The organism is Helicobacter heilmannii (genome assembly GCF_001283065.1).
Classification (GTDB): Bacteria; Campylobacterota; Campylobacteria; order Campylobacterales; family Helicobacteraceae; genus Helicobacter; species Helicobacter heilmannii.
The window spans coordinates 762,738-787,357 of sequence record NZ_CDMK01000001.1 but is presented as its reverse complement, the minus strand read 5'-3'; the positions used below and the strand labels follow the sequence as shown (position 1 = coordinate 787,357).

Genomic DNA, 24,620 nt, shown 5'->3' with positions numbered 1-24,620 from the left:
CCACTGATAAATTCGTGCTTGTTTTGGACTAAATGCCCGATCGTGTTAAATACCCCCCCCCCCCCGCAACCGGATGATAGTGCTTGAGCTCTTGGTAAAAAGCATTTCTTACGGGTGCATTGGGGTTGGAGGCCACGAAGCTAGCAAACCCTCTTTTAAGTGGGTCGCTTTGTTCCCGTGCGAGGCCATCTATTTGCGGGTAGGTGGTGCAAAAGGGGTCTTGTGGATGATGGGGTAAATAGATGTGGCTAGAGATATCGGCAGTGAGCACGCTTTGAAAGGGGGAGTTGCTATAAGCATTGATCTGTTTGGCAAGAGAGCATAAGGCTTGGTAGTAAAGGGGTAGGCGTAAATAACGCTCGCCAAATTCCAAGTCGTCAAAGCCCATGCCAAAGTCATAGACATTGAAGTCAATGCGCTCATTCTCGCCCATGTAGACCAGGCGTTTGGTGGGGATTTTAAGGATAAAGGCCAAATCTTCTAAAGAGCGGTGGTGCACGCTTAAAAAGCAAGTGTAGTTTTCAGACTCTAGGGTTAAGTCGTATTGGTGGCTTAGGATGTCGTAGAACAAACACCATTTAAAGGACTCGTGATCTGCATACCACTTGATCCCCAATGCTAGGGGCTTTTTCTGGATGGGGTGGGGCAGGTGGGTCGACTCAATGAAGGCATCTAAAAGCGGGGCAAACATACAAATCCTCTAGCGCAAAATGGCGGATATATCTATAATGTCCTCAAGCATGACCTTCACCTTGCAATCGGCACACACATACAAGCTCGCGATCCGGCGTTTGTCGCCTTGAAAACGACTCTCCATAAACTTAGCGATTTTAAGAACGCTTTTATTTGTCCCCATCGCCTTGCCACACATACGGCAAGAAAATAAAGTGTCCTCAGCCATCAGCTGTGGGCTAAAATAGCTAGGCTTCAAGGCGATGCCATCCCTTTCTAGCTCAAGGCACTTTTCAGGGCAGGTGGGCACGCAATACCCGCAGGTGGTGCATAAGGAGGGGTTGAAAAGCAGGCGGTAATTGTTACCATCGATGCTTAGGGCGTTGGTGTTGCACGCCCCCACACACGCCAAACAAAGCGTGCAACTCTCAAAAATCTTAATATGCCCATAGCGGATAAAGTTCCCACAGCCCACTTGCCCGAAGTCCCCATCGCCCACCATGTGCGCCAAGCGTTTGGCGAATAGATCGCGCTTGGTGTGTGTGGGGGTGGTGGGGGGGCTAAAGCGGGTATGCTCTAAAATTTGCGCCTGTTCTAGGCAGGTTTTAAGCTCCTCGGGGTTAAAAGCACACAAGATTGCGGGTTGTTGGTAGATTTTTTCATAAATGCCATTGAGTAAGGTGATGCTCTCTAGCGTGCCTACGCCTAACTCTTTGGCGTATAGCACCACTTGCGCCCCACTCTCTTGCAAGAGTGTGAGTAAATAGGTTTGCTCCAAGATATTAGCATTTAGGCTTAGGGGCAACACCTCTTTTTTAAGGGGGGTGGTGGGGTGGTCTGTGTTGATGTCTAAAACTAGGGGGATATAGCCCTTGTAAAGTTTGGCAATAGCTTGCATGCACTCTAGGCTCAAGGCGTTGTAACGCAAGCTACCACTCGGGCACACGGCGATGCACTTGCCGCAATCAATGCAATCTTGGGGTTTGATCTCTAAATGGCGGTTGTCCAAGCACTCGATCCCCTTTTCTTTGGCAATCTCTAGGTCTAGCTTGGTGATTGCTTGTGTGGGGCACACCTCGCTGCACTTGCCACAGCACTCCACGCGCCGCTGGTGGTATTGGCAAATGTTGGAGTTGTAGGCAAAGACTTCTAAGGGGAGATTGTTTTCAGTGGGTGCGAAGTCAAATTGCAGGCCATGCGCTTCGTAAATCAAAGACAAGCTCGCGGCCAATTCTAGGGGACTTTGGGTGCTGTTTTCAACGAGAAAATTGATCTCAGGCGCAACTCTTTTGGCCCCCTTTAAAGGCACATTGCTTACCACGCAATCGGTGGGCGTGGGGGTGGATAACACCGCGATATGCTCGTGGGGAGCGACTAGCGGGTACTTGGGGTCTTTGACATAGACAAATTCAATCAAGGGGCTATTTTTCCACCACGATTTGCATTTTACGCCCTTTTAAACGCACATACAGCTCTTTAAGTCCGTGTGAGCTGTAGGTGAGCTTTTTATGTTTATAGGCTTCATAGTCTTGGTTGAAGGCAACACGGAAGAGCTTGTCCTCTCTGCTGGTGGGATAGGGTGTGATGTTAATCCCTGAAATGCGGATGATTTTATCCTCGTTTTTGGCAAAGATTTTCGTTTTGAATTTTTCAAACCTCTTAATGTCCATGCCGCTCACATGTTTAAAGTCAGGGGCGTAAAACTCCAAATAGGACACCAAATTATTCCGCGCCCACGCCGAGCGCCACGCGTACAGATCGCCTAAAATCGTGGCCAATTCCTCTTTGCTGGCGTGAGGCAGATTGTTTTCATAAACGATTAAAATAGACTTTTTACCATGGATGATTTTGTCATAGGTTTTAAGGGCGTTGTTGTTGATGGCAATGCAACCCTTGGTGTTATTGCCCCGCTTGCCATCTAAGGGCATGCCATGGATCCATATCCCATGTCCCGTGCGTTTTAACACCACATCTAGGGGGTTAGGATAGTTTGTAACAAGGGCGAGTGGGCCGTAATAGGCACTGGGAGGGGCGATTTTTTTTACAATTTGATACACCCCTATGGGAGTCGCCTTGTCCCCCTCGCTCATCTTCACCCCAATTTTAGAGCCCACTAGGGCTTTGGTGGTGTCCACTTTAGTGATCTTCTCCCCGCCCATCTGGTAGAGCTCCAGTTTGGGGTTGGCTTTATTGATCAAGAACAGATAGCTCAAATCCTCGTAGTAGCCATAGGTGGTGTCCTTGGTTTCTAACAAGTCCTCCCAAAACGCCCTTTCGCCCAAATAGGACTGCAAGAGCTTTTCAATGGATTCGATGCCCTTTTCGTGGTAGGCCTTGACAAAGCCCATCAAAGTGTCCGCCTGCGCCCCCACAGCTAAAGCCATCGCTACAAAAATAGAGCGTAAAAACGCTTTTCGTTGAAACATGCTAACCCTTAAAATAGAAGATGACAAAAAGAGTTTCCTATTCTACCACATAGCCCATTTTTTTAAGCTGATTTTGCACGGAAGTCCAATTTTTCTGCACCACCACCTCCAAGCGCAAAAACGCCTTTTTTTGGATCAAGCCCTCTATTTTACGGCGTGCCTCTTGTCCGATCTTTTTTGCCACCGCCCCGCCCTTGCCGATCACCATCTTTTGCTGGCTCTCTTTGGCAACGATGATCTGGGCTTGGATTTTCTCGATAGACTCTTGCTCTTGCACGCTTTGCACCACAACTGCGCTCTCATAGGGGATTTCATCGCTTAGGAATTTAAAAATCTGCTCTCTAATGATCTCGGCGTAAATCTCGCGCATCTGGATGTCGCCGAGCATGTCCGGATCGTAGTAAAAGGGCGTGTTGGGTAAAAGCTTAGCCGCCTCATCTAAAAGAGCGTTTAAATGCCACCCCTTTTGCGCGCTGATGGGCACTAGTGCCTTAAAATGCCCGCCATAGGGCGCATAGGAGGCTAGCTTTTCTAAAACTTGGACATTGGTGGCGGTGTCTATCTTGTTTAAGGCGAGCAGATGTGGCTTGCTGCCGCTCCACTTTAAAAACTCTTCATAGGCTTTTAACGAGTCATGAATACCTGCCACAAACACCGCCAAATCGCAGCCCTCAAAGGCACTATGGCTTTGGGCCACCATCATTTTATTCAAAAGCTTTTCTTGGGTGCATAGCCCCGGGGTGTCTAAAAACACCATTTGGCACTCCGTGGCACTTTTGTCTGTATAGGGGATGATGGCTTTGAAGATTTTACGCGTGGCATTGGCCTTGTGCGAAGTTAAGGCTAAATGGGCCCCTAATAAGGCGTTGATCAAGGTGCTTTTGCCCGCATTAGGCCGGCCAATGAGTGCGATAAACCCGGCTTTAGTCATAGGATAAAGCGGGCTAAATCCACATCTTCTACAAGGTCTTTGAGCTTTTTGCTCACTTGTTCTTTGGACACCACGACCTGTTGTCCGCTGTAGCTTGTGGCGTTGAAACTAATGTCCTCTAGGACCTTTTCTAGCGTGGTGTGTAGCCGGCGTGCCCCGATGTCCTCTGTCTTTTGATTTGCCAAATACGAAAGGCGGGCTAACTCTCTTAAAGCCTCGGGCTCAAAAACCAAATCCACACCCTCCACTTGCAACAAGGCTTGGTATTGCTTGATGATCGAGCTTTTGGTGCGGGTTAAAATCTCGTGCATGATCTCCTCGCTCAAGTTCTCCAGCTCCACCCTTAGGGGGAAGCGCCCTTGCAACTCGGGGATCAGGTCGCTAGGCTTACTCAAATGAAACGCCCCGGCCGCAATGAATAAAATATGATCCGTGCTCAGTGCCCCGTATTTAGTTTGGATCGTAGAGCCCTCCACAATGGGGAGTAAATCTCGTTGCACACCTTCTTTACTAGGGTCTTGCCGCCCGCCCTCCTTGCTGCTCACCGCGATTTTATCGATCTCATCAATGAAGATCACCCCGCATTGGCGTGCCCTCTCTAGCCCCTCTCTTTGCACTTTCTCCATGTCTAAAATGGCTTGGGACACATCGTGGCGCAGGGCCTCCTTGGCCTCCTTGATCGTCATCTCTTTGGTGACTTTCTCTGTACCCTTGCTTAAAATCTTGGTCAAGCTCTCCTGCACCTTGATGATCTCAGGGGGGACATTAAAATCCCCCTCTAAAGTGCGCTTGTCTAGCTCGATTTCGATCTTTTGGTTGTCAAGGGCATCGCCTCTAATTTTTTCTTTAGTTTTTTCAAAGTTTAAGGCGTATTCCTCTTTTTTGGTGTCGCTCACACTGCTAGGCAGGGGGGGCAAGAGCTTTTTAGCGATCCGCTCGATCACCAAGTCTTCGATCTTGTTTTGGTTCTTTTGTTTCTCCTCCATCTCCACCAAATGCACGCTTGCAGCGACTAGATCGCGCACCATCGACTCCACATCCCGCCCCACAAAGCCCACTTCGGTGTATTTGCTCGCCTCCACTTTCACAAAGGGCAACCCCATCATCTTGGCCATGCGCCGCGCGATCTCGGTTTTACCCACGCCCGTAGAGCCGATCATCAAAATATTTTTAGGTGTAACCTCCTCTTGCAACTCTTTAGGCAGCTGCAAACGCCGCCAGCGGTTACGCAAAGCAATGGCGATCATCTTTTTAGCGTCTTGCTGCTCAATAATGTAGCCATCTAAATACTCCACAATCTCTTGTGGGGTTAAATTTAACTTCTGTGGGTCTTCCATCAAAGCTCCAAGATTTTGATGTTTTGGTTCGTGTAAATGCAAAGATTGCCCGCGATTTTCAGCGACTCTTCGACGAGGGTTTTAGGCTCTAGGGTGGCGAATTTATCCAAAGCCCGCGCAGCACTTAAAGCATAATTGCCCCCGCTACCAATGGCCGCGATCTTGCCATCTTCTGGCTCCACCACATCGCCCGTGCCGCTTAGAATAAAAATCGATTGTCTATTCAGCACAATCATCATCGCCTCCAAGCGGCGTAAAAACTTGTCCTTGCGCCACTCCTTGCTAAAATCCACGACACTTTTAAACAAATCCCCCTTTTTGCCTTCCAAAATGCGCTCAAACATGTCAAACAAGCTGAAGGCATCGGCGGTGCTGCCTGCAAATCCGCTTAAAATTTGCCCGTGGTGCAGGGTGCGGATTTTCGTAGCATTGCCTTTAAGCACGCAGTTATTGAAACTCACTTGCCCATCTCCGCCGATAATGGCGTAATCCCTGCCCTCAAAATGCGTTTTATAGCCTAAAATCGTGGTGGCGTGAAACATTGCTACTCAGCCACCACATCCAGTTTTAACACGCCATGCACGCCGTGGCCCAGTTTCACCTCAATTTCATAAAGCCCTGTGCTTTTAATGGGGGTTTTGAGCTCCAGGGTCTTTTTGTCTAGCTCAATTGGGTGGCTAGCCTGCAGGACTTCGATCACCTCTTCTTTAGTGATTGCGCCAAAGAGCGCGCCATTGGCCCCGACTTTTTTAGTGATTTTAAGCGTGATATTTTCTAGGGTTTTGGCTAGGGCTTCTTTGTCGGCCAATTCCTGCGCCTCTTGTTCGGCGCGTTTTTTAGCGGTGGCTTTAAATTGGCGGATCACATCGTTAGTCGCCAGTTTCGCTAAGCCCTTGGCGAGCAAAAAGTTATTGCCATAGCCGTCTTTCACGCTCACAACCGCACCCGCCTTGCCTAAATTTTTCACATCTTTTAACAACAAAACCTGCATGAAAATCCTTTGAGTTTGGTTTAAAAAACCCCCATTATAGAGCCACTAGGTTTAAAATGCCTTTAACGCAAACTGGGGTCTAGGGGCAGGAACAAGCGCCCGTAATTGGGGTTTGTCTGCAGGAGTTTCTCTTTAAAAATCCCGTAATTGTCGCACCCCGATTGCAGGCCATAGTTACATACATACGAGAATAAATCTAAAGCCCTTTGGTCGTTTTGTGGCACGCCCAAGCCCTTTTGATACAGCACGCCCAGATTATTGCAACTAGACAAATTGCCCCCCTCACAAGCCTTTTGGAAATACTTGGCAGCGTAAAAATTATTCTTAGGCACGCCCTCCGTGCCCTTGGTGTAAATCCAGCCCAAATTCGCGCAGCCTTGAATGTCCCCCGCATTGCAGGCCAAGTAGTTCAAATCCACATCGCTAAGTTTTGCCTTGTCAATGCCATAGATATTTTTAACATTACTCATCAAGCCTAAATTGTAGCAGCCCAAATCGCTCCCATTTTCGCAAGCGTATTTGTAATAATCTAGGGCTTTGTAGTAATTCTTAGGCACGCCCACGCCATTGGCATACATCCACGCCAAATTATTGCACGCGAGCACACTGCCCCCAGAACAGCCCACGGCGTAAAGTTGCGCGGCTTTTTCTTTGTCATCTGGGGTGGGGTTTTGTTTGTAATCATAAGTTTGGGCCAAGTCCGCACACGCACTCGCATCGCCTCCGCTACAGCCTAACTCATAGTAGCGGGTGGCTTTTTCTGGGTCGGTTTGTATCCCCACCCCATTGGCGTACATCGTGCCCACTGCAAAGCAGCCGGCCGGGTTGCCCTCATTACAGGACTTGACAAAGAGCCGAAACGCGCTTTTATAATCCGCCGCCTTGATTGCGCTAATGCCGGCACTCAGCGCATCCTGGGCTAAAGTGGGGGGGGTTAAGCGGTCGTTCATGGGTGGTTGTGTGCGTGGGGGTGGCGTGCCAGGAGTGGTGGGGGCAAAGCGCGTAGGGGGCTGGGCTTGGGCGTTTGGGGAAGGGGCGTTTTGAGAGGGTGCATTTTGTGCTCCCTGCATATTTTGCGCCCCCTGGGTTGTTGCACCCTGTGGGATGTTCTCTGCTGCCACCAAAAAGCCCACAAATACTAACAATGCTAAAAACAATTTAGCGCGCATAACGCCCCCTAGTGGTGTAAATTCACATTTAGCGGAATGTGCCGCTTGCTTACCATCGCGCACATCTTGCCATTTTGGCTATTTTGCCTAAAGTGCAAGCCATTTAGCCCCGATAGCTCCCTTCCCTTGTAAAGTCCGCTCTCTTTAGGCTTAAAGCCGGGGTTCATCTCTTGCAATTTCTCTAAGTCTTTGGGGGCGATTTCAAAAATTGTCCCCGCTAAAACCCCAATGCCCGCGTCCAAAATACATCCATCGCCAAGGCTAATGCCTAAAACTGAATTAGCCCCAAGCAGGCAGTTTTTACCAATGCTGATAGGCTCGCTATTGCCCCCACTAAGCACGCCTAGCACACTCGCCCCCCCGCCTATATCCGTGCCCTCGCCCACAAGCACCGATGAGCTGATCCGCCCCTCGTTCATGCACGCCCCCTGAACGCCCGCATTGAAGTTAATGTAACTGGCCCCGGGCATTTGCGTGTAACCGCCCTTGCCAAGATATGCCCCAAAACGGGCTTTCGCCGTGTCTAGCAAGCGGATATTATCCACGGCAGGCAACACTTGCATGAGATAGCGGGGGAATTTGTCTATAAAGTCAATGCACGGGTAAGTGCCCTGCACTTTAAGCGTAATTTCTTTAGTGCGCAAATACTCCAGCTCATAGGCTTTATTGCCGCTCCATGCCACATTAGGCAGCAACCCAAAAATGCCCTCTAAATTGAGGCTTCTTAGTGGAGCTTTACCTAGGGATAGGGCTAGAAGTTTCATGTAGGCGGTTTGCAGGCTTTGGCAGGGCGCGTCTTCATAGAGCACCACGAAGTGGTAGTTATGTAAACTCTCTTGTGTGGGGCTTTGGGTGTAAAGCGGGGCTTTTTGCAACTCTAAGAGTACTTGGATATTGGGGTGCTGATCCCCACTCAAACTCTCGGCCAAAAAGGGTTTAAACAGTTCTAGGGCGTGTTGGATAAAAGCGGCACTCACCCCATAAATGACTTCGCTGTCTTTCTCGCTTAAGGGCTGGGCGGATTTGCTCGCCTCCTTAAACACCGCATACGCCCCGAGTGCCTCACCCCAATTTAACACGGGATAGGTCGCGCAAAGGGGCTTGCAACTTGCTTGTCCATGCTGGATTTTGGCGATCCCAAAGGCGAGAGGTTTTTTATAGTTTGGAGAATTGTGGAATTGATCTGCAAAGTGTTTAAAGTCTTGCATGGCCGTCCTCGTGTTGGTGTTGTTTAGCTAAGTCTTGTACTTCTTTAACAAAGGTTTCTAGTAGTTGGTCTTCGGGGAGTTTGTGGATCACCTGCCCTTTTTTGATAATGAGCCCGCTTTTCTTGCCAAAGGCGATCGCAATGTCGGCGTGTTTGGCTTCGCCTAAAGCATTCACCACACAGCCCATCACGCTCACATCCAAAGGGATTTTAATGTGCGCGAGGCGTTGTTCCACTTGTGCCATTAAAGCGACTAAATTAGACTCAATCCGCCCACAAGTCGGGCAAGAAATGAAGGTGATCCCCTCTTTTTGCCGCCCGCTGTAGCGCAAAATCGCCTTAGCTACACGGATTTCTTCTTCAAGTTCGCCCGTGATAGACACGCGCATGGTGTCGCCTATGCCCTCTCTTAGTAAATGCCCCAAAGCCATCGCGCTTTTAATGCTGGAGTGAAACAAGCTCCCCGCCTCGGTAACGCCTAAATGAAAAGGATAGGGTGTTAGAGGACGCAGTTGCTCGTAAGCTTGTATTGTACGCTCAACATCGCTAGCCTTTAAAGAGATTTTGATATTGCTAAAGCCCACATCCTCTAAAAGTTTAACATTATAAAGGGCGGATTGCACCATCCCCTTTGGCGTTGCGCCGTATTTGAGCTCAAATGGCTTTTCTAGGCTCCCCCCATTGACTCCAACGCGGATTGGTAAGTTGCGCGCATTACAGGCTTTAGCCACGGCGCGGACATTTTCTACTGAGCCAATATTGCCCGGATTAATGCGGATCGCATCCACGCTTTCAGCGGCGATTAGGGCTAAATGGTGGTGGAAGTGTATGTCAGCAATTAAGGGCAGGCTGGCCACTTTTTTAAGTTCTTTCAGCGCGTTTGCATCCTTTTTATGGCGCACCGCCACGCGCACAAAATCCGCTCCCGCTAGCTTTAAGCGGTCGATTTGCGCCTTTGTGGCTTCTATGTCGCAGGTTTGGCTGTAGGCCATGCTCTGTGTGCTGATGGGCGCATTGCCCCCTATGGGGGTGGAGCTGATAAAAATTTGCTTGGTGGCAAAACGAGGGCGCATCAATAAGTCCTTTGCATAAAGGGCGAGTTTAACCTAAAATGCATGAGATAGAGCTAAAGGGTGGGCAAGACTTGTAGGCAAAATTGGACAAACCCAAGTGCCTCCCACTGATGCCCCCCGCAAGCTCCCTTTAAGGCCGTGTTGATTGTTACGACCCACACCTTGAGCCCCCCTGCTACACCCTTCAAAAGCAGGGGCAGAGTGTGCTCTAATTGCTCTAAGGTGGGAAAAGGGCTAGGGAGACATAAATGCGTGCCATCGACTAAAAAGGCGTTAGAATGGCAAGAGATTTGAGACATGCCAAAATGGCGGATTAATTCTAAGGCGAGCATGTTTTCAAAGACGGGGGGCAAGGGGTGGGTGTAGCTAAAGGCGTAGGGCAGGGAGAAATCGTAAAAGTAGAGTTTGGGGCGCGCTTGGCTTGGCAAACTGATTAAAGTTTGGCTCTCTTGCAAAAAGGCAATGAAGGCATAGAGATGGTCTTTAGAGATTTTGAGGGTTTTTTTAAGCTGTGTGTAGAGATGGTGGGTGCTAAGGCTTCTAGCTTGGTAGGGCAATAGGGCTTTAAAAAGCGGGGTTTTGTCTTTGAAGGCAAGGGCGCAAAGGGCTTGTTTTTTAAGCGCGATTTCGCTGGTAGGGCAAAAGAGCAGTTCGGGTAAATTGCCCTCTTTTAAAAAGCGCGCTAAAAGTGTGCTGGGCTCTTTCTTAAGAAAACGCACAAACTCGGCAAAACTTAGGGGCAAAATGGCTTGGATTTTAAAGCCCTTGGGGGCGTTCTTGGGCGTGCTTTGGGTGAGGAAAGTGGGTAAATTTAAAAGAGGGAAGTCCTTTGGGGGATGTTTTAAAATGAGTAAATCCACGCCCTTATCTTGACAAAAGAGGGGCAGGGCTTTGGCAAGCTCGGCTAAACTCAAGCGCACATCGGTGCAATCGACAAACACTGGGCGTTTGTGAGCGGCGACATTTAAAAGGGCAATGGAGCTTTTGCCCGCCTTGGGCCCCCCATAAAAAAGTGTGGAGGGAGTGGCGGGTATGTTTCGTGGTTTTAAACTCTTGCCCTGGGTTAAAGAGTTTTCTAAAATGTTGTTTAAGAGCCCCAAATCCATACGCACATTTTAAGCATTTTATCCTTATAATAAGGATAAAACTAAAAGTGAGGGCTGCGCTAAATAGGCACTTTTGCCTTGACTTAGGACGGTTTTTAGCCTATAATTAGGGCTTTTAAATTTGCTAAGGATTTTAATGGAAAAGATACGACTCAAGCTCAAAGCCTACGATCATAGGGTTTTGGATCGTTCTGTAGTGGCGATTGTGGAGGCGGTGAAACGCTCTGGCTCAGAGATCAGGGGTCCCATCCCCCTACCCACAAGGAACAGGCGTTACACTGTGTTGCGCTCTCCACACATCAACAAAGACTCACGAGAGCAATTTGAAATCCGCGTACATAGCCGCCTCATTGACATCATGGCCGCCACACCCGAAACCGTGGATAGCCTCATGAAACTCGATTTAGCCCCTGAAGTGGATGTAGAAGTAACTTCTATGGAGGCGAAATAACGCTTCAAACGCAATTTTGATTGGAGAGTAAATGGAATACTTAGTACAAAAAGTTGGAATGAGTCGTGTTGTGGGTGCAAACAGCACGCCCGTAACCTTGCTAAAAATCCTTGAGAGCAAGGTTTGCGCAGTTAAAGAGGGTGGGCAACTATTAGTCGCCTACCCCCTGCACAAAACCAAGAACAGAGCCATCGCAGGGCAACAAAAAAAGTATAACTTGAGCGCAGAGTTCAACCACTTTGCGACTTTACAAGGGCAGGCACAAGAGCTGGGCGATTTGAGTTTAGAGCCCTTAGAAAACGCCGCGCGCATCAAAGCCACTTTTTATACCAAGGGGCGTGGCTTTAGCGGCGCGATGAAACGCTGGAACTTTCAAGGGGGCCCAGCCGCACATGGCAGCCGCTTCCACCGCCGTTTGGGCTCTATTGGTAACAGAGAGTGGCCCGGGCGCGTGCAAAAGGGCAAGAAAATGGCGGGGCATTATGGCAATGAGAAGGTTACATGCCATAACGAAGTCCTGTCTTTCGACAAAGAGAGCAAAATTTTGGTGCTGAAAGGTTCTGTGGCCGGCTACAGCGGGGCTTATGGCAGGATCAGCATCCAGAAAGGGAAGTAATGAAAGCAAGAGTCTTAGACCAGCAATGCCAAGAAGTTGGGCAACTCGATTTGCCCGCGCGCTTCAAGGACATTAAAGAACACAATCTTTATTTATACATCAAACACTACCGCGCCCTAGCCCGTGCCAACACCGCTAAAAGCAAGAATCGGGGCGAAGTGAGCGGGGGCGGACGCAAGCCGTGGAATCAAAAAGGCGGCGGGCGCGCCCGGGCTGGTAGCATCACCTCTCCCGTGTTTGTGGGCGGGGGTGTGAGCCACGGGGCGACCAACAACCGCAACTACGATCTTAAAATCAACAAAAAGCAAAAAAGGCTCGCTTTAGAATACGCCCTAGCCCAAAAAGCTTTAAACAATCACTTAGTGGTGGTGGATCAAATCGACATCCCTAGCAAGAAAACCAAGGACGCGTCAGCCTTTGTGAAAAACCTAGGCTTTAGAGATGTCCTACTCATCACAAGGGCATTAGATGAGGGCAATTACTTAGCCTTTAGAAATCTCAAAAATTGCTATTTGCTAGAAACGAGCGAAGTCAATGCCTATTGGATCGCCGCCTTTGGGGCAGTGGTGGTGGAGAAAGCCGCCTTTGAGGCACTCATTAAAGCACATGAAGGAGAATGAGAATGGCAGACATCACAGACATCAAATCCATTCTTTACACCGAAAAATCCCTCTCCATGCAAGAGAGTGGGGTGATTGTGGTACAAACCACAATGGGTGTCAGCAAAAACCAGCTCAAGGCGATCTTCAAAGATTACTTTGGCTTTGTGCCCTTGAAAATCAACTCACTCAGGCAAGAGGGCAAGGTGAAACGCTTTAAGGGCAGAATGGGGCAACGCAATGGCTATAAAAAGTTCTATGTCAAAGTCCCCAAAGACGCAAACATCACCGCTTTGAGCGCATAAGGACAGAATATGGCGATTAAAACCTACAAACCCTACACCCCCAGCCGCCGTTTTATGAGCGGCCTTAGCTCAAGCGACATCACCGCTAAAGCGAGCGTCAAAAAACTTTTGGTGAAACTCCCCGTGCATGCCGGACGCAACAACCAAGGACGCATCACCAGCCGCCACAAAGAGGCGGGGGCGAAAAAGCTTTATCGCATCATTGACTTCAAGCGCAATAAATTTGGCATTGAGGGCAAAGTTAGTACGATCGAGTACGATCCTTACCGCAATTCAAGGATTGCCCTAATCACCTACCCCGATGGCGATAAACGCTACATTTTACAGCCCAGTGGCTTGAAAGTGGGCGACATCGTGATCGCGGCTGAGGGCGGGCTAGACATCAAACCCGGCTTTGCCATGAAACTCAGAAGCATCCCCATTGGTACCATCGTGCATAACATTGAAATGCACCCCGGGGCTGGCGGACAACTCGCCAGAAGTGCGGGCATGAGCGCACAAATCATGGGGCGGGAGGACAAATACACCATCTTACGCATGCCCAGTGGCGAAATGCGTTACATTTTGAGCGAATGCATGGCGAGCATCGGCGTGGTGGGCAATGAGGACTTCATCAACACGAACATCGGTAAAGCCGGACGCAACCGCCACAGAGGCATCCGGCCACAAACAAGAGGCTCTGCCATGAACCCAGTCGATCACCCCCACGGCGGTGGTGAGGGTAAAACGGGCTCTAGCGGACACCCCGTATCGCCTTGGGGCACTCCAGCTAAAGGCTATAAAACCAGACGCAAAAAAGCAAGCGATCGCTTGATCATTTCACGCAAGAAAGGCAAATAATGGGAAGGTCAATTAAAAAAGGTCCTTTTGTGGATAAGCACCTGATGGACAAGACTCTCAAACACAAAGCCAAAAAAGACAATCGCCCCATTAAAACATGGTCAAGAAGAAGCACCATTTTACCCGACATGATTGGGCTCACCTACAGCGTGCATAATGGGCGTATCTTTATCCCTGTTTATATCACAGAAAACCATGTGGGCTATAAACTGGGCGAATTTGCCCCCACAAGGACTTTTAAGGGGCATAAAGGCACCGTGCAAAAAAAGATAGGTAAATAACACATGGCAAGACAACACACAAAGGATGGCAAATGAGTAGGGCAACCCTAAGATACACTAGACTATCCCCCACCAAGGCAAGATTGCTTGCTAGGCAAGTGCAAGGGATGAATGCCGAAGTGGCGATCGCCCGTTTAGAATTCACCCCCAACAAAGCCGCCCGCATGCTCTCAAGGGTGATTAGCGCAGCGGTTTATAACGGCGGGCATGACTCTAAAGAAGTGGCGGTTTTAAGCTGCCGTGTGGATGCAGGTCCCGTGTTAAGAAGACACATGCCAAGAGCTAGAGGGCGTGCCACTTCCATTAGAAAGCCCACCGCACATATTTTAGTCGAAGTGGGTAAGGGAGGGCAACACTAAATGGGACAAAAGGTCAATCCTATCGGCTTGAGACTAGGCATTAACCGCAACTGGACTTCTCGCTGGTTTCCTAGCAGCAATGTGGCGGTCGCCAACATTGAAGAAGATTATCGCATCCGCAAATTCCTTAAAAAAGAGCTTTACTACGCTGGCGTGAGCGAGATTTTGATCGAAAGGGCGGCTAAGAAGTTGCGTATCACCGTGGTCGCGGCGCGCCCGGGGCTCATCATTGGCAAAAAGGGCGTGGATATTGAGAAAATCAAAACTTCTTTGAAAAATTTGATTAAGAAAGAAATTGCGGTCAATATCAAAGAAGTTAAACGCCCCCAAGCGGATGCGCAACTTTGCGCTGAAAATGTGGCAACCCAACTAGAAAAACGGGTCGCCTTTAGACGCGCCATGAAAAAAGTCATGCAAACCGCCATGAAATCTGGGGCACGGGGGATTAAAGTGAGGGTGTCTGGGCGTTTAGCCGGGGCTGAGATCGCGCGCACCGAGTGGTATATGGAGGGGCGCGTGCCCCTACACACTCTAAGGGCGAAAATCGATTACGGCTTTGCTGAGGCCTTCACCGTGTATGGCAACATTGGCGTGAAGGTGTGGATCTTTAAAGGCGAAGTGTTGCATAAGGGCATCCAAGCCGACAAACGCGAAGAGAACGAGGAGCGCGCCCCTAGAGCACGCACTAGAAGAGGGAGAGAATAGCTATGTTGATGCCTAAAAAAACCAAATACCGCAAACAAATGAAAGGGCGTAACCGGGGCAAGTCCTACAGGGGCGCGAGCCTTGCCTTTGGCGACATTGGCATTAAAGCCGTTGAGCACGGGCGGATCGACTCGCGCCAAATTGAGGCCGCGAGGGTGGCGATGACGCGCCACACCAAAAGAGCGGGCAAGGTGTGGATTCGCGTCTTCCCCGACAAACCCTTAAGCGCTAAACCCCTAGAAACAAGGATGGGCAAAGGTAAGGGGTCTGTAGAAAAATGGGTGATGAACATCAAACCCGGACGCATTGTCTATGAAATGCTAGGCATTGAAGAGGGCTTAGCCAGGGAGGCTTTGACTTTGGCACAAAGAAAGTTGCCTTTCAAAACCAAAATTGTTACTAGAGAGAGTGAAAATGAAGTTTATTGAGTTGAAAGACAAGGATGCAAAGCAATTGCAAGAATTGCTGAAATCCAAGAAGCTAGATCTGTTTGAATTGCGGGTGAAGCTAAAAACCATGCAACTGAATAAGCCTAGTGAAATCCGTGCAGTGCGTAAAGACATTGCCCGCATTTCTACGGCTTTGAGTGCTTTAAGGGCGTAGGTCATGGAAGTTAAACAAGCCCATAAGCGCACCATTCAAGGTAAGGTGGTGCGCCGGATCGATGCGCGGAGTGTGGTGATTTTGGTGGAGCGCAAAGTTGTGCATCAAAAATACCATAAGATTGTGAAGCGTTTTAAGAAATACACCATTGACGACAGCCAAAACAAAGCGGAAGTCGGGGATTTCGTGAGTGCCATTGAGTGTAAGCCGGTGTCTAAAACCAAAACCTTTGCGCTCAAAGAAATTGTGCTTAAGGGAGTGTAAATGATCCAAAGTTTCACTAGGTTAGTGGTGGCAGACAACAGCGGGGGCAAGGAGATCATGTGTATTAAAGTTTTGGGGGGCAGCCATAGGCGCTATGCCAGCGTGGGCGATGTGATCGTGGCTTCTGTGAAAAAAGCCATCCCCAATGGTAAGGTGAAAAAAGGACAAGTGGTGAAGGCCGTGATTGTGCGCACCAAAAAAGAGGTGCAACGCCCCAATGGCTCTTTAATCCGCTTTGACGACAATGCAGCGGTGATTTTAGACGCGAAGAAAGACCCCATCGGGACACGCATTTTTGGCCCCGTGAGCCGTGAGGTGCGCTACGCAAACTTTATGAAAATCATTTCTTTGGCTCCGGAGGTGCTTTAATGCGGATCAAAAAAGGCGACTTGGTGAAAGTCATTGCCGGGGATGACAAGGGCAAAGTGGGCAAGGTTTTGGCGGTGTTTCCTAAAAAATCCATGGTGGTTGTAGAGGGGTGCAAAATTGTGAAAAAAAGCAGAAAGCCTACGGATGACAACCCCAAGGGTGGGCATCTCTCTAAGGAAATGCCCATGCATATCTCGAATGTGAAAAAAGAAGAGGAGTAGGCGTATGTATGGCTTGAAAAGCTTCTATGAAAAAGAAGTGAAGGGTAAATTAGCCGAAGAGCTAAACATTAAAAACCCCATGTTGCTCCCCAAAATCGAAAAAATCGTTTTGAGTGTGGGGGCGGGGGCTTATGCCAAAGACATGAAAATCATGCAAAACATCGCCCAAACCCTCTCTTTGATCGCCGGGCAAAAAGCTATCATTACCATGGCGAAAAAATCCGTGGCGGGTTTTAAAATCCGTGAGCGCATGGCTGTGGGGGTGAAGGTTACCCTACGCAACAAAGTCATGTATAACTTCTTAGAAAAGTTGATTGTGATTGCTCTGCCTAGGGTGAAAGACTTTAGGGGTGTGTCTAGAAGCGGCTTTGATGGGCGGGGCAATTACGGCTTTGGCTTAAACGAACAGCTCATTTTCCCCGAAGTGGTCTATGACGACATCATGGTGACACACGGGCTCAACATCGCCATCATCACTTCTACAAACAGCGACAAGGAGGCATTTAAGTTGTTAGAATTACTTGGAATGCCATTTGCGAAAGGACGCTAATGGCTAAAAAATCAATCATAGCAAAAACCCGCCGCAAGCCTAAATTTAAGGTACGAGGCTACACCCGTTGCAACATCTGTGGGCGCTCCCACTCAGTGTATCGCGATTTTGGCTTGTGCCGTGTGTGTTTGCGTAAAATGGGCAATGAGGGCTTGATCCCCGGCCTTAGAAAAGCTAGTTGGTAAGGGGATAACATGGTTAATGACATTGTGGCAGATTCTCTAACACGCATCCGCAATGCGAGCATGCGTCGTTTGGAGGTTACCGAGCTCTATTACGCCAAAATCGTGGTGTCCATCCTAGACATCTTTAAAAACAAAGGCTTCATCACTAATTACAATGTGATTGAAAAAGCGGGCAAACCTTTCATTTCTGTAGAGCTCACCTATGACGAAAATGGCAAGGCGGTCATCAACGAAATTAAACGCTTAAGCAAGCCCGGCCGTCGGGTGTATCGCCAATCTAAAGAGTTGAAACGCTTTAAGAACGGCTATGGCGTGGTGGTGGTGAGCACGAGCAAAGGGGTCATCACCAATGAGCAAGCCTACAAACAAAATGTGGGCGGCGAAGTGCTTTGTAGCATTTGGTAGGGAGAGTGCATGTCAAGAATTGGTAAAAAAATCATCAATATCCCCAGCGGGGTGCAGGTGAGCGTGGAGCACACCCGCCTTGTGTTTAAAAACCAAAAAACAAGCCAAGAGCTAGAAACACATGGCAGGGTGAAAATCATCCTAGAGGGCAATACCCTGCGCTTTGAGCCAATGGGCGAGGGCGCACAGGACAAGGCCTTTTGGGGGACTTATGGGGCTTTGGCAAGCAACATCGTAACCGGGCTAGACAAGGGCTTTAGCAAGGTGCTAGAGGTCAATGGCGTGGGCTATAAAGTGGCACTAGGGCACAAGGTTTTAGAATTAAGCCTTGGTTTTAGCCACCCGGTGAAATACCCCATCCCTGAGGGCGTGGATATGGTGGTGGATAAAAACACCATCACCATCAAGGGGAGCAATAAACAACAAATCGGGCAGATCGCCGCCGACATTAGGGCGTTTCGCCCCCCCGAACCTTACAAAGGCAAGGGCATCAAGTACAAAGACGAAGTGATCATCCGCAAAGCCGGTAAGACCGCTAAGAAATAGGGGATAGCATGACTAAAAATGTGTTAGAAAAGAAAAAAGCCCAACGGGCTAAACGCAAAATGCGGGTGCGCTCTAAGGTGTTTGGTACAGAGCAACGCCCCCGCGTGAGTATCTTTAAATCTAATAAACACCTCTACGCCCAGGCCATTGATGACAACAACCACAACACCCTAGCCCATGTGGATGGCAAGAAGTTAGGCTTTGGCAAAAACATCGAAGACAGCAAAAAGATCGCCACAGAGTTTGCCAAGAGTTTGCAAGCTAAAGGCATCACGCAGGTGGTGTTTGATCGCAATGGGTATTTATACCACGGTGTGGTAGCAGTGTTTGCCGAAACTTTGCGTGAAAATAACATTGCCCTTTAAGGATAGACATGGAGATCAATAGAGAAGAATTTCAAGAAGTCGTGGTGAATATCGGGCGGGTCACTAAGGTTGTCAAAGGTGGGCGCCGCTTTCGCTTCAACGCTTTAGTGGTGGTGGGCAATAAAAATGGACTTGTGGGCTTTGGGCTTGGCAAGGCGCGCGAAGTGCCAGATGCCATCAAAAAAGCGGTCGATGACGCGTTTAAAAACATCATCGAAGTGAAAATTAAAGGCACAACCATCGCGCATGACATCGAACAAAAATACAATGCGAGCAAGATTTTATTAAAACCCGCGAGCGAAGGTACGGGCATCATCGCGGGTGGTTCTACCCGCCCCATGATCGAGCTGGCCGGCATTAAAGATATTTTGACAAAGTCTTTAGGATCAAACAACCCTTACAATGTGGTTCGGGCGACTTTTGACGCTTTGGCTAGAATCAAGGGTTAAGGAGGTTTTATGGCACTAGAAAATTTATGCCCCGCTAAGGGGAGTGTGAAAAACATTAAGCGAGTCGGCAGAGGTCAGGGCTCTGGTATGGGTAAAACCTCTACGCGGGGGGGCAAGGGACAAAGTGCCCGCACTGGTTACAAGCAAAAACGCGGCTTTGAGGGCGGGCAACAACCCTTGCAACGCCGCTTGCCTAAAGTGGGCTTTAAAAGTCGCACAAAGGGGCTCACTTATAGCATTAATGTTTCTAAACACCCCGAGATTTTAAAGCTAGAAACCTTGAGTTTGGAGCTGATTAAAAAAGTCCATCCCTTCCCAAGTTACATTGAAAAGGTGAAGTTGATAGGCCAAGGGGCAAAAGAGCTAGCCTCTAAAATCCAAGACGAGAGAATCGCTACTAGCGGACAGAAATAATGAATAAAGCCATTGCCACTAAGATTCTCATCACACTAGGCTATCTGTTCCTCTACAGAGTCCTAGCCTATGTACCCATTCCTGGGGTGGATTTGGCGGCGATCAAGTCTTTTTTTGACAGCAATTCCAGCAATGCTCTAGGGCTTTTCAACATGTTTAGTGGCAACGCTGTGAGCCGCCTTAGCATCATCTCGCTAGGCATCATGCCCTACATCACCTCTTCGATCATCATGGAGCTTTTAAGCGCCACTTTCCCCAATTTAGCCAAAATGAAAAAAGAACGCGATGGCATGCAAAAATACATGCAAATCGTGCGTTACGCCACGATCGGGATCACCGTGATCCAAGCCGTGAGCGTGTCCTTTGGGCTAAGAAGCATCGGGCATGGGCACAATGGGGCGATCATGGTGCCCATGCAAACTTTCTTACTCATCGCCACTTTTTCTATGCTTACGGGCACCATGCTTTTAATGTGGATCGGGGAGCAGATCACGCAGCGAGGTGTAGGCAATGGCATTAGCCTAATCATTTTTGCTGGGATTGTCTCTGGCATCCCACATGCCATTGCCGGGACTTTCAACCTCGTCAATACCGGGGTGATCAATGTCTTGGTGTTGATCGGCATTGTGGTGATCGTGTTGGCGACCATTTTTGCGATCATCTATGTGGAGCTGGCTGAACGCCGTATCCCCATCTCTTACGCCCGTAAGGTGGTCATGCAAAATCAAAACAAACGGATCATGAACTACATCCCCATTAAGTTAAACTTAAGCGGGGTGATCCCCCCCATTTTTGCCTCCGCTCTCTTGGTCTTCCCCTCCACGATTTTGCAAGCCTCTTCCAATAAGATTTTGCAAGCCATTGCCGACTTCTTAAACCCGCATGGCTACGCTTACAACATCTTAATGTTTTTACTCATCATCTTTTTTGCTTACTTTTACTCTTCTATTATATTTAACGCTAAAGACATTGCGGACAATTTAAAACGCAGTGGCGGTTTCATCGCCGGACTTCGCCCAGGGGAGGGCACAGCAAATTTCTTAAACACCGTGGCAAGCCGGCTCACCTTTTGGGGGTCTTTGTATCTAGCCCTCATCTCCACCTTGCCTTGGATTTTAGTCAAAGCCATGGGCGTGCCTTTCTACTTTGGGGGCACAGCGGTGCTCATCGTGGTGCAAGTGGCGATCGACACTATGAAAAAAATCGAAGCGCAGGTGTATATGAGCAAGTATAAAACCCTAAGTGCCGTGGGCTTTTAATGGCAATCAGCCTTAAAAACCCTAAAGAAATCGCCCTTCTAGCCAAGGCGGGGGCGGTGGTGGCACAAACCCTAAAACTCTTGGAGCAAAAGGCGCAAGTGGGGGTGAGCCTGTTAGAGCTGGACGCGCTGGCAGAAGAAAACATCTATAAAATGGGGGGCAAGCCCGCCTTTAAGGGGCTCTATGGTTTCCCCAACACGCTTTGCACTTCAGTCAATGAAGTGGTGATCCACGGCATCCCCACCGATTACAAACTGCAGGAGGGCGACATTGTGGGGCTGGACTTGGGCGCGTCTGTGGAAGGGTACTTTGGGGACGCGGCCATAACTCTTGCCATCGGACAAGTGGCTCAAAAAGATCAAAAGCTCATTGATTGCGCTAAAAAGAGTTTGTATGCAGCGATCGATTGTTTAAAGGTGGGCATGCATTTTAAAGAAGTGAGCGCGCTTTTGGAGCAAGAGATCAGAGGGCGAGGCTTTGTGCCCTTGCTGGATTTTTGCGGGCATGGGATTGGCAAAAGACCCCATGAAGAACCCCAAATCCCCAACTATCTAGCCCCACAGGCAAGCCCCAAGAGCGGTCCTAAGATCAAAGAGGGCATGGTGTTTTGTTTAGAGCCGATGGTGTGCCAAAAAGAGGGTAGTCCTAAAATCTTAAAAGACAAATGGGCGGTGGTCTCCACCGATGGCTTAAACACGAGCCACTACGAGCACACGATCGCGATGGTGGGTAAAAAAGCGCAAATTTTAACGGAGGCTTAAAGTGGCAAAAGACGATGTGATTGAGGTGGATGGACGGGTGATCGAGTGTTTGCCTAACGCCACCTTTAAAGTGGAGTTAGAGAACAAACATGTCGTGTTGTGCCGGATTTCGGGTAAAATGCGGATGCACTATATCCGCATTGCGCTTGGCGATCGGGTGCGCTTGGAGCTCACCCCCTATAGTTTGGATAAAGGGCGGATCACTTTCCGCTACAAGTGATTAAGTTAGTTCTAACCAAAGATCGTTAGAATAGAAGTTTTGCTTAAGGAGATTTCAATGAAAGTTAGACCTTCCGTGAAGAAAATGTGCGACAAATGCAAGGTCATTAAGAGGAGGGGCGTGATCCGGGTGATTTGCATTACGCCCAAACATAAACAAAGACAAGGATAGACAATGGCGCGCATTGCTGGGGTAGATTTACCTAAAAAGAAACGGGTTGAATACGCTTTGACCTACATTTACGGCGTGGGCTTGAAAAGCTCTAGAGACATCCTTACCAAAGTGCAAGTCTCTTTGGATAAAAGGGTGCATGAATTGAGTGAGGACGAAATCTCTAGCATCACCAAAGAAATCCAAGCCAGTTATGTCGTGGAAGGGGATTTGCGTAAAAAGGTGCAAATGGACATCAAGGCGTTGATGGATTTAGGCAGCTATCGGGGGATTCGACACCGCAAGGGCTTGCCTGTGCGCGGACAAACCACGAAAAACAACGCCCGCACCCGCAAAGGCAAGAAAAAAACCGTTGGCAGTAAATAAGGGAGTTTGAATGGCGAAACGAGTTGGGACAAAAAAACGGGTTGTTAAAAAGAACATCGCTAAAGGTGTGGTTTATATCTGCGCTTCCTTCAACAACACGAACATCACCGTCACCGATGAAATGGGCAATGTGATTTGTTGGTCGACTGCTGGGGGGCTAGGCTTTAGGGGGTCTAAAAAATCCACCCCTTACGCCGCACAGCAAGCTGTAGAGAATGCGATGATGAAAGCCAAAGAACATGGGCTTAAAGAAGTGGGGATCAAGGTACAAGGTCCGGGCTCTGGCCGTGAAACTGCCATTAAGAGCGTGGGGAGTGTGGAGGGCATTAAAGTCCTTTGGATTAAGGACATCACCCCTCTCGCGCACAATGGTTGCCGCCCCCCTAAACGAAGAAGAGTGTAAGGAGCAAGAATGGCAAGATACAGAGGTGCAGTGGAGAAATTAGAGCGCCGTTTTGGGATTTCTTTAGCCCTAAAGGGCGAGCGCCGTTTGAGCGGCAAGAGCGCGTTAGACAAACGCGCCTATGGCCCGGGGCAGCACGGGCAAAGACGGGGCAAAATCTCGGATTACGGCTTGCAACTGAGAGAAAAACAAAAAGCCAAGGCCATGTACGGGATTTCGGAAAAACAATTCCGCTCCATTTTTAGAGAGGCAAACCGCATGGAGGGCAACACGGGGGAGAATTTAGTCCGCTTGTTGGAACGCCGCTTGGACAATGTTGTCTATCGCATGGGCTTTGCCACCACCCGCTCTTTTGCGCGCCAATTAGTTACGCACGGGCATATCTTGGTAGATGGCAAGCGCATGGACATCCCCTCAGCCTTCATCAAGCACGGGCAAAAAATCGAACTGATTGAAAAAAGCAAGGAAAACCCCCAAATTCTACGCTCCATTGAGCTCAGCAAACAAACAGGGATGGTGGCTTGGATAGATGTAGATCAGGATAAAAAATTTGGGATTTTCACCCGCTACCCTGAGAGAGAAGAAGTGGCAATCCCCATTGAAGAACGCCTGATTGTTGAACTTTACTCAAAATAGGGGCTAACATGAAAGTGATTAAAACAGCGCCCCATGTCCCCACGGACATCAGCGTTGAGAAAATCAGCAACCGCCAAATCCGTATTTGTGTGTCCGCCTTTGAAAGTGGCTATGCCATCACTTTAGCCCACCCCATCCGTCGCCTGCTCTTGCAAAGCTCTGTGGGGTACGCACCCATTGGCATTAAAATTGAAAATGTCGCCCACGAGTTCGATTCTGTGCGTGGAATGTCTGAAGATGTTGCCCTTTTCATCGCCAACCTCAAAAATATCCGCCTTATCGGGCAGACCAATAACCCAGATGAACAGCTTGTGGTGCATTATTCCTTTAAGGGCCCGGCTAAACTTAGTGGCAAACACCTAGAAACTGAGGGTGTGCAGGTTGTGGATCAAGAAGCCTATTTAGCCACCATCAACGAGGATGTACAATTGGATTTTGCGTTAATCATCCAAAGGGGCATGGGCTATGTACCCAGTGAGAGCATCCGAGGCTTGATCCCTAGCGATTACATCCCCCTAGATGCCTACTTCACCCCCATTAAAAAAGTTTTCTATAACATTGAACACATGCTTGTGGATGGCAACCCCAATTTTGAGCGGGTGGTGTTCGACATCGAGAGCGATGGGCAAATCGACCCTCAAACCGCTTTTCAAGAAGCAGTGAAAACCATGCACGCACAAATGCATATTTTCAGCACCAGCATGGCGCACTCTAAAGTCTATGCCCTAGAAGACAGCCTAGAGGTGAAAGAGCTTGTACGCAAGGTGGAAGATTTAGACCTAAGCGCGCGGTGCTTTAACTGCCTAGATAAAATCGGGATCAAATACATTGGGGAATTGGTGCTGATGGACGCATATGAGCTTAAGGGCATTAAAAATCTAGGCAAGAAGTCCTATGATGAGATTGCCGAAAAATTAGAGCAACTCAAATACCCCGTGGGCCAAGAGCTCTCCCCTGAGTTCAAGGCTTCGCTCAAAGCACGGATCGACAAATTAAAAAGTGAGGAAAATTAATGCGCCACCAAAATCGTTTTAGAAAACTGGGCAGGACGAGTGCCCACAGGAAGGCACTTTTAAAAAACCTAGCCATCGCCCTCATTGAGCATGGCAAAATTGAAACGGGGGTTTGCAAGGCCAAGGAATTGCAAAGCTACATTGAAAAGCTGGTAACAACCGCCCGTAAGGGGGATTTTAATGCCCACCGCTATGTCTTTGCCTATTTGCAACATAAAGAAGCCACGCACAAACTTGTTACCGAGCTTGCGCCCAAATACGCCGAGCGCAAAGGGGGCTACACCAGCATCCACAGAAGCACCATCCGCCGCGGGGACGGGTCTGTGCTCGCCCAAATCGCCTTCGTTTAAAA

General features: G+C 48.9%; 40 protein-coding genes. 29 read left to right on the top strand and 11 right to left on the bottom strand.

Going from position 1 to position 24,620, the window contains the following annotated elements; all coding sequences use genetic code 11:
• Positions 1-28: 28 nt before the first annotated feature.
• The 11 genes from AOG36_RS08780 to AOG36_RS03860 form a co-directional block, all read right to left on the bottom strand.
• Positions 29-691, bottom strand: coding sequence for a hypothetical protein (locus tag AOG36_RS08780; protein WP_084815789.1), 663 nt, complete (start codon positions 689-691; stop codon positions 29-31).
• Positions 692-700: 9 nt separating this feature from the next.
• The gene (locus AOG36_RS03905; protein ID WP_015106565.1) at positions 701-2,089 is read right to left on the bottom strand and encodes a 4Fe-4S dicluster domain-containing protein; all 1,389 of its coding nucleotides are present in this window, start codon (positions 2,087-2,089) and stop codon (positions 701-703) included.
• Between the two features lie 4 nt (positions 2,090-2,093).
• On the bottom strand, positions 2,094-3,098 hold the full coding sequence (locus AOG36_RS03900; RefSeq protein ID WP_015106564.1) for a L,D-transpeptidase family protein: 1,005 nt from the start codon (positions 3,096-3,098) through the stop codon (positions 2,094-2,096).
• Positions 3,099-3,135: 37 nt separating this feature from the next.
• Positions 3,136-4,029 (bottom strand): GTPase Era, encoded by an 894-nt coding sequence (gene era / locus AOG36_RS03895; RefSeq protein WP_053825502.1) that lies wholly within the window; start codon positions 4,027-4,029, stop codon positions 3,136-3,138.
• Positions 4,026-5,366 carry an ATP-dependent protease ATPase subunit HslU gene (hslU, locus tag AOG36_RS03890; RefSeq protein ID WP_015106562.1) on the bottom strand — a complete coding sequence of 447 codons (1,341 nt, stop codon included), beginning with the start codon at positions 5,364-5,366 and terminating at the stop codon, positions 4,026-4,028. Before hslU ends, era begins: the two co-directional genes overlap by 4 nt.
• A complete protein-coding gene (gene hslV, locus AOG36_RS03885) occupies positions 5,366-5,908 on the bottom strand; it encodes an ATP-dependent protease subunit HslV (RefSeq protein WP_015106561.1) in 543 nt (180 codons plus the stop codon). The genes hslU and hslV overlap by 1 nt, the downstream gene beginning before the upstream one ends.
• Before the next feature lie 2 nt (positions 5,909-5,910).
• Entirely contained in the window at positions 5,911-6,357 is a 447-nt protein-coding gene (gene rplI / locus AOG36_RS03880; RefSeq protein WP_015106560.1) for a 50S ribosomal protein L9, read from the bottom strand.
• Between the two features lie 62 nt (positions 6,358-6,419).
• Positions 6,420-7,427, bottom strand: a complete 1,008-nt coding sequence (locus AOG36_RS03875) for a tetratricopeptide repeat protein (protein WP_231850715.1) — start codon at positions 7,425-7,427, stop codon at positions 6,420-6,422.
• Between the two features lie 107 nt (positions 7,428-7,534).
• The gene (locus AOG36_RS03870; protein ID WP_015106558.1) at positions 7,535-8,734 is read right to left on the bottom strand and encodes a 2,3,4,5-tetrahydropyridine-2,6-carboxylate N-succinyltransferase; all 1,200 of its coding nucleotides are present in this window, start codon (positions 8,732-8,734) and stop codon (positions 7,535-7,537) included.
• Complete coding sequence (ispG, locus tag AOG36_RS03865; protein ID WP_370696092.1) at positions 8,721-9,809, bottom strand: flavodoxin-dependent (E)-4-hydroxy-3-methylbut-2-enyl-diphosphate synthase; 1,089 nt, start codon at positions 9,807-9,809, stop codon at positions 8,721-8,723. The genes AOG36_RS03870 and ispG overlap by 14 nt, the downstream gene beginning before the upstream one ends.
• A gap of 50 nt (positions 9,810-9,859) precedes the next feature.
• The gene (locus AOG36_RS03860) at positions 9,860-10,912 is read right to left on the bottom strand and encodes an ATP-binding protein (protein WP_015106556.1); all 1,053 of its coding nucleotides are present in this window, start codon (positions 10,910-10,912) and stop codon (positions 9,860-9,862) included.
• A 136-nt stretch (positions 10,913-11,048) separates the two neighbouring features.
• On the opposite strand from AOG36_RS03860, the gene rpsJ reads away from it, so the two are divergent.
• From rpsJ to rplQ, 29 genes are read left to right on the top strand one after another with little or no spacing between them, the layout of a single operon-like run.
• Positions 11,049-11,363, top strand: a complete 315-nt coding sequence (gene rpsJ / locus AOG36_RS03855; RefSeq protein ID WP_015106554.1) for a 30S ribosomal protein S10 — start codon at positions 11,049-11,051, stop codon at positions 11,361-11,363.
• Positions 11,364-11,394: 31 nt separating this feature from the next.
• Entirely contained in the window at positions 11,395-11,979 is a 585-nt protein-coding gene (gene rplC / locus AOG36_RS03850) for a 50S ribosomal protein L3 (RefSeq protein WP_053825501.1), read from the top strand.
• Complete coding sequence (gene rplD, locus AOG36_RS03845; RefSeq protein WP_053825500.1) at positions 11,979-12,599, top strand: 50S ribosomal protein L4; 621 nt, start codon at positions 11,979-11,981, stop codon at positions 12,597-12,599. The genes rplC and rplD overlap by 1 nt, the downstream gene beginning before the upstream one ends.
• Before the next feature lie 2 nt (positions 12,600-12,601).
• Entirely contained in the window at positions 12,602-12,883 is a 282-nt protein-coding gene (locus AOG36_RS03840; RefSeq protein ID WP_015106551.1) for a 50S ribosomal protein L23, read from the top strand.
• A gap of 9 nt (positions 12,884-12,892) precedes the next feature.
• Positions 12,893-13,723, top strand: a complete 831-nt coding sequence (gene rplB / locus AOG36_RS03835) for a 50S ribosomal protein L2 (protein WP_053825499.1) — start codon at positions 12,893-12,895, stop codon at positions 13,721-13,723.
• Positions 13,723-14,004, top strand: coding sequence for a 30S ribosomal protein S19 (gene rpsS / locus AOG36_RS03830; RefSeq protein ID WP_015106549.1), 282 nt, complete (start codon positions 13,723-13,725; stop codon positions 14,002-14,004). Before rplB ends, rpsS begins: the two co-directional genes overlap by 1 nt.
• Positions 14,005-14,036: 32 nt before the next feature.
• Positions 14,037-14,363: a 50S ribosomal protein L22 gene (gene rplV / locus AOG36_RS03825; protein WP_015106548.1), complete on the top strand. Its 327-nt coding sequence runs from the start codon at positions 14,037-14,039 to the stop codon at positions 14,361-14,363.
• On the top strand, positions 14,364-15,068 hold the full coding sequence (rpsC, locus tag AOG36_RS03820; RefSeq protein ID WP_015106547.1) for a 30S ribosomal protein S3: 705 nt from the start codon (positions 14,364-14,366) through the stop codon (positions 15,066-15,068).
• 2 nt (positions 15,069-15,070) lie between these two features.
• The gene (gene rplP / locus AOG36_RS03815) at positions 15,071-15,496 is read left to right on the top strand and encodes a 50S ribosomal protein L16 (RefSeq protein WP_015106546.1); all 426 of its coding nucleotides are present in this window, start codon (positions 15,071-15,073) and stop codon (positions 15,494-15,496) included.
• The gene (gene rpmC, locus AOG36_RS03810; RefSeq protein ID WP_053825498.1) at positions 15,483-15,671 is read left to right on the top strand and encodes a 50S ribosomal protein L29; all 189 of its coding nucleotides are present in this window, start codon (positions 15,483-15,485) and stop codon (positions 15,669-15,671) included. Before rplP ends, rpmC begins: the two co-directional genes overlap by 14 nt.
• Before the next feature lie 3 nt (positions 15,672-15,674).
• Positions 15,675-15,935: a 30S ribosomal protein S17 gene (rpsQ, locus tag AOG36_RS03805; RefSeq protein WP_015106544.1), complete on the top strand. Its 261-nt coding sequence runs from the start codon at positions 15,675-15,677 to the stop codon at positions 15,933-15,935.
• Complete coding sequence (gene rplN / locus AOG36_RS03800; protein ID WP_015106543.1) at positions 15,936-16,304, top strand: 50S ribosomal protein L14; 369 nt, start codon at positions 15,936-15,938, stop codon at positions 16,302-16,304. It begins immediately after the preceding gene.
• Positions 16,304-16,525 carry a 50S ribosomal protein L24 gene (gene rplX, locus AOG36_RS03795; protein WP_015106542.1) on the top strand — a complete coding sequence of 74 codons (222 nt, stop codon included), beginning with the start codon at positions 16,304-16,306 and terminating at the stop codon, positions 16,523-16,525. Before rplN ends, rplX begins: the two co-directional genes overlap by 1 nt.
• Positions 16,526-16,529: 4 nt before the next feature.
• Positions 16,530-17,075: a 50S ribosomal protein L5 gene (gene rplE, locus AOG36_RS03790; protein WP_015106541.1), complete on the top strand. Its 546-nt coding sequence runs from the start codon at positions 16,530-16,532 to the stop codon at positions 17,073-17,075.
• Positions 17,075-17,260, top strand: coding sequence for a type Z 30S ribosomal protein S14 (locus tag AOG36_RS03785; protein WP_015106540.1), 186 nt, complete (start codon positions 17,075-17,077; stop codon positions 17,258-17,260). Before rplE ends, AOG36_RS03785 begins: the two co-directional genes overlap by 1 nt.
• Positions 17,261-17,269: 9 nt before the next feature.
• Positions 17,270-17,665 carry a 30S ribosomal protein S8 gene (gene rpsH / locus AOG36_RS03780; RefSeq protein ID WP_015106539.1) on the top strand — a complete coding sequence of 132 codons (396 nt, stop codon included), beginning with the start codon at positions 17,270-17,272 and terminating at the stop codon, positions 17,663-17,665.
• Between the two features lie 9 nt (positions 17,666-17,674).
• Positions 17,675-18,211, top strand: coding sequence for a 50S ribosomal protein L6 (gene rplF / locus AOG36_RS03775; protein ID WP_053825497.1), 537 nt, complete (start codon positions 17,675-17,677; stop codon positions 18,209-18,211).
• Positions 18,212-18,219: 8 nt separating this feature from the next.
• Positions 18,220-18,576 carry a 50S ribosomal protein L18 gene (gene rplR / locus AOG36_RS03770; protein WP_015106536.1) on the top strand — a complete coding sequence of 119 codons (357 nt, stop codon included), beginning with the start codon at positions 18,220-18,222 and terminating at the stop codon, positions 18,574-18,576.
• A gap of 8 nt (positions 18,577-18,584) precedes the next feature.
• Positions 18,585-19,025 (top strand): 30S ribosomal protein S5, encoded by a 441-nt coding sequence (gene rpsE / locus AOG36_RS03765; RefSeq protein WP_015106535.1) that lies wholly within the window; start codon positions 18,585-18,587, stop codon positions 19,023-19,025.
• A gap of 9 nt (positions 19,026-19,034) precedes the next feature.
• On the top strand, positions 19,035-19,439 hold the full coding sequence (rplO, locus tag AOG36_RS03760; protein WP_015106534.1) for a 50S ribosomal protein L15: 405 nt from the start codon (positions 19,035-19,037) through the stop codon (positions 19,437-19,439).
• Complete coding sequence (gene secY, locus AOG36_RS03755; protein ID WP_015106533.1) at positions 19,439-20,698, top strand: preprotein translocase subunit SecY; 1,260 nt, start codon at positions 19,439-19,441, stop codon at positions 20,696-20,698. The genes rplO and secY overlap by 1 nt, the downstream gene beginning before the upstream one ends.
• On the top strand, positions 20,698-21,459 hold the full coding sequence (gene map / locus AOG36_RS03750; RefSeq protein WP_015106532.1) for a type I methionyl aminopeptidase: 762 nt from the start codon (positions 20,698-20,700) through the stop codon (positions 21,457-21,459). Before secY ends, map begins: the two co-directional genes overlap by 1 nt.
• A gap of 1 nt (position 21,460) precedes the next feature.
• Positions 21,461-21,679, top strand: coding sequence for a translation initiation factor IF-1 (gene infA, locus AOG36_RS03745; RefSeq protein WP_006016750.1), 219 nt, complete (start codon positions 21,461-21,463; stop codon positions 21,677-21,679).
• 57 nt (positions 21,680-21,736) lie between these two features.
• Positions 21,737-21,850, top strand: coding sequence for a 50S ribosomal protein L36 (gene rpmJ, locus AOG36_RS03740; protein ID WP_053825496.1), 114 nt, complete (start codon positions 21,737-21,739; stop codon positions 21,848-21,850).
• A 3-nt stretch (positions 21,851-21,853) separates the two neighbouring features.
• Entirely contained in the window at positions 21,854-22,216 is a 363-nt protein-coding gene (gene rpsM, locus AOG36_RS03735) for a 30S ribosomal protein S13 (RefSeq protein WP_015106530.1), read from the top strand.
• 10 nt (positions 22,217-22,226) lie between these two features.
• A complete protein-coding gene (gene rpsK / locus AOG36_RS03730) occupies positions 22,227-22,619 on the top strand; it encodes a 30S ribosomal protein S11 (RefSeq protein ID WP_015106529.1) in 393 nt (130 codons plus the stop codon).
• 9 nt (positions 22,620-22,628) lie between these two features.
• Positions 22,629-23,255, top strand: coding sequence for a 30S ribosomal protein S4 (gene rpsD / locus AOG36_RS03725; RefSeq protein WP_015106528.1), 627 nt, complete (start codon positions 22,629-22,631; stop codon positions 23,253-23,255).
• Positions 23,256-23,263: 8 nt separating this feature from the next.
• On the top strand, positions 23,264-24,268 hold the full coding sequence (locus AOG36_RS03720; protein WP_015106527.1) for a DNA-directed RNA polymerase subunit alpha: 1,005 nt from the start codon (positions 23,264-23,266) through the stop codon (positions 24,266-24,268).
• Positions 24,268-24,618: a 50S ribosomal protein L17 gene (gene rplQ / locus AOG36_RS03715; RefSeq protein WP_015106526.1), complete on the top strand. Its 351-nt coding sequence runs from the start codon at positions 24,268-24,270 to the stop codon at positions 24,616-24,618. The genes AOG36_RS03720 and rplQ overlap by 1 nt, the downstream gene beginning before the upstream one ends.
• The last annotated feature ends 2 nt before the right edge of the window (positions 24,619-24,620 follow it).

Bases quoted from the DNA above. Each gene is read 5' to 3' on its own strand.
- AOG36_RS08780 (WP_084815789.1), bottom strand. From the start codon at position 691: ATGTTTGCCCCGCTTTTAGATGCCTTCATTGAGTCGACCCACCTGCCC.
- AOG36_RS03900 (WP_015106564.1), bottom strand. From the start codon at position 3,098: ATGTTTCAACGAAAAGCGTTTTTACGCTCTATTTTTGTAGCGATGGCT.
- era (WP_053825502.1), bottom strand. From the start codon at position 4,029: ATGACTAAAGCCGGGTTTATCGCACTCATTGGCCGGCCTAATGCGGGC.
- hslU (WP_015106562.1), bottom strand. From the start codon at position 5,366: ATGGAAGACCCACAGAAGTTAAATTTAACCCCACAAGAGATTGTGGAG.
- hslV (WP_015106561.1), bottom strand. From the start codon at position 5,908: ATGTTTCACGCCACCACGATTTTAGGCTATAAAACGCATTTTGAGGGC.
- rplI (WP_015106560.1), bottom strand. From the start codon at position 6,357: ATGCAGGTTTTGTTGTTAAAAGATGTGAAAAATTTAGGCAAGGCGGGT.
- AOG36_RS03875 (WP_231850715.1), bottom strand. From the start codon at position 7,427: ATGCAGGGAGCACAAAATGCACCCTCTCAAAACGCCCCTTCCCCAAAC.
- AOG36_RS03870 (WP_015106558.1), bottom strand. From the start codon at position 8,734: ATGCAAGACTTTAAACACTTTGCAGATCAATTCCACAATTCTCCAAAC.
- AOG36_RS03860 (WP_015106556.1), bottom strand. From the start codon at position 10,912: ATGGATTTGGGGCTCTTAAACAACATTTTAGAAAACTCTTTAACCCAG.
- rpsJ (WP_015106554.1), top strand. From the start codon at position 11,049: ATGGAAAAGATACGACTCAAGCTCAAAGCCTACGATCATAGGGTTTTG.
- rplC (WP_053825501.1), top strand. From the start codon at position 11,395: ATGGAATACTTAGTACAAAAAGTTGGAATGAGTCGTGTTGTGGGTGCA.
- rplD (WP_053825500.1), top strand. From the start codon at position 11,979: ATGAAAGCAAGAGTCTTAGACCAGCAATGCCAAGAAGTTGGGCAACTC.
- AOG36_RS03840 (WP_015106551.1), top strand. From the start codon at position 12,602: ATGGCAGACATCACAGACATCAAATCCATTCTTTACACCGAAAAATCC.
- rplB (WP_053825499.1), top strand. From the start codon at position 12,893: ATGGCGATTAAAACCTACAAACCCTACACCCCCAGCCGCCGTTTTATG.
- rpsS (WP_015106549.1), top strand. From the start codon at position 13,723: ATGGGAAGGTCAATTAAAAAAGGTCCTTTTGTGGATAAGCACCTGATG.
- rplV (WP_015106548.1), top strand. From the start codon at position 14,037: ATGAGTAGGGCAACCCTAAGATACACTAGACTATCCCCCACCAAGGCA.
- rpsC (WP_015106547.1), top strand. From the start codon at position 14,364: ATGGGACAAAAGGTCAATCCTATCGGCTTGAGACTAGGCATTAACCGC.
- rplP (WP_015106546.1), top strand. From the start codon at position 15,071: ATGTTGATGCCTAAAAAAACCAAATACCGCAAACAAATGAAAGGGCGT.
- rpmC (WP_053825498.1), top strand. From the start codon at position 15,483: ATGAAGTTTATTGAGTTGAAAGACAAGGATGCAAAGCAATTGCAAGAA.
- rpsQ (WP_015106544.1), top strand. From the start codon at position 15,675: ATGGAAGTTAAACAAGCCCATAAGCGCACCATTCAAGGTAAGGTGGTG.
- rplN (WP_015106543.1), top strand. From the start codon at position 15,936: ATGATCCAAAGTTTCACTAGGTTAGTGGTGGCAGACAACAGCGGGGGC.
- rplX (WP_015106542.1), top strand. From the start codon at position 16,304: ATGCGGATCAAAAAAGGCGACTTGGTGAAAGTCATTGCCGGGGATGAC.
- rplE (WP_015106541.1), top strand. From the start codon at position 16,530: ATGTATGGCTTGAAAAGCTTCTATGAAAAAGAAGTGAAGGGTAAATTA.
- AOG36_RS03785 (WP_015106540.1), top strand. From the start codon at position 17,075: ATGGCTAAAAAATCAATCATAGCAAAAACCCGCCGCAAGCCTAAATTT.
- rpsH (WP_015106539.1), top strand. From the start codon at position 17,270: ATGGTTAATGACATTGTGGCAGATTCTCTAACACGCATCCGCAATGCG.
- rplF (WP_053825497.1), top strand. From the start codon at position 17,675: ATGTCAAGAATTGGTAAAAAAATCATCAATATCCCCAGCGGGGTGCAG.
- rplR (WP_015106536.1), top strand. From the start codon at position 18,220: ATGACTAAAAATGTGTTAGAAAAGAAAAAAGCCCAACGGGCTAAACGC.
- rpsE (WP_015106535.1), top strand. From the start codon at position 18,585: ATGGAGATCAATAGAGAAGAATTTCAAGAAGTCGTGGTGAATATCGGG.
- rplO (WP_015106534.1), top strand. From the start codon at position 19,035: ATGGCACTAGAAAATTTATGCCCCGCTAAGGGGAGTGTGAAAAACATT.
- secY (WP_015106533.1), top strand. From the start codon at position 19,439: ATGAATAAAGCCATTGCCACTAAGATTCTCATCACACTAGGCTATCTG.
- map (WP_015106532.1), top strand. From the start codon at position 20,698: ATGGCAATCAGCCTTAAAAACCCTAAAGAAATCGCCCTTCTAGCCAAG.
- rpmJ (WP_053825496.1), top strand. From the start codon at position 21,737: ATGAAAGTTAGACCTTCCGTGAAGAAAATGTGCGACAAATGCAAGGTC.
- rpsM (WP_015106530.1), top strand. From the start codon at position 21,854: ATGGCGCGCATTGCTGGGGTAGATTTACCTAAAAAGAAACGGGTTGAA.
- rpsK (WP_015106529.1), top strand. From the start codon at position 22,227: ATGGCGAAACGAGTTGGGACAAAAAAACGGGTTGTTAAAAAGAACATC.
- rpsD (WP_015106528.1), top strand. From the start codon at position 22,629: ATGGCAAGATACAGAGGTGCAGTGGAGAAATTAGAGCGCCGTTTTGGG.
- AOG36_RS03720 (WP_015106527.1), top strand. From the start codon at position 23,264: ATGAAAGTGATTAAAACAGCGCCCCATGTCCCCACGGACATCAGCGTT.
- rplQ (WP_015106526.1), top strand. From the start codon at position 24,268: ATGCGCCACCAAAATCGTTTTAGAAAACTGGGCAGGACGAGTGCCCAC.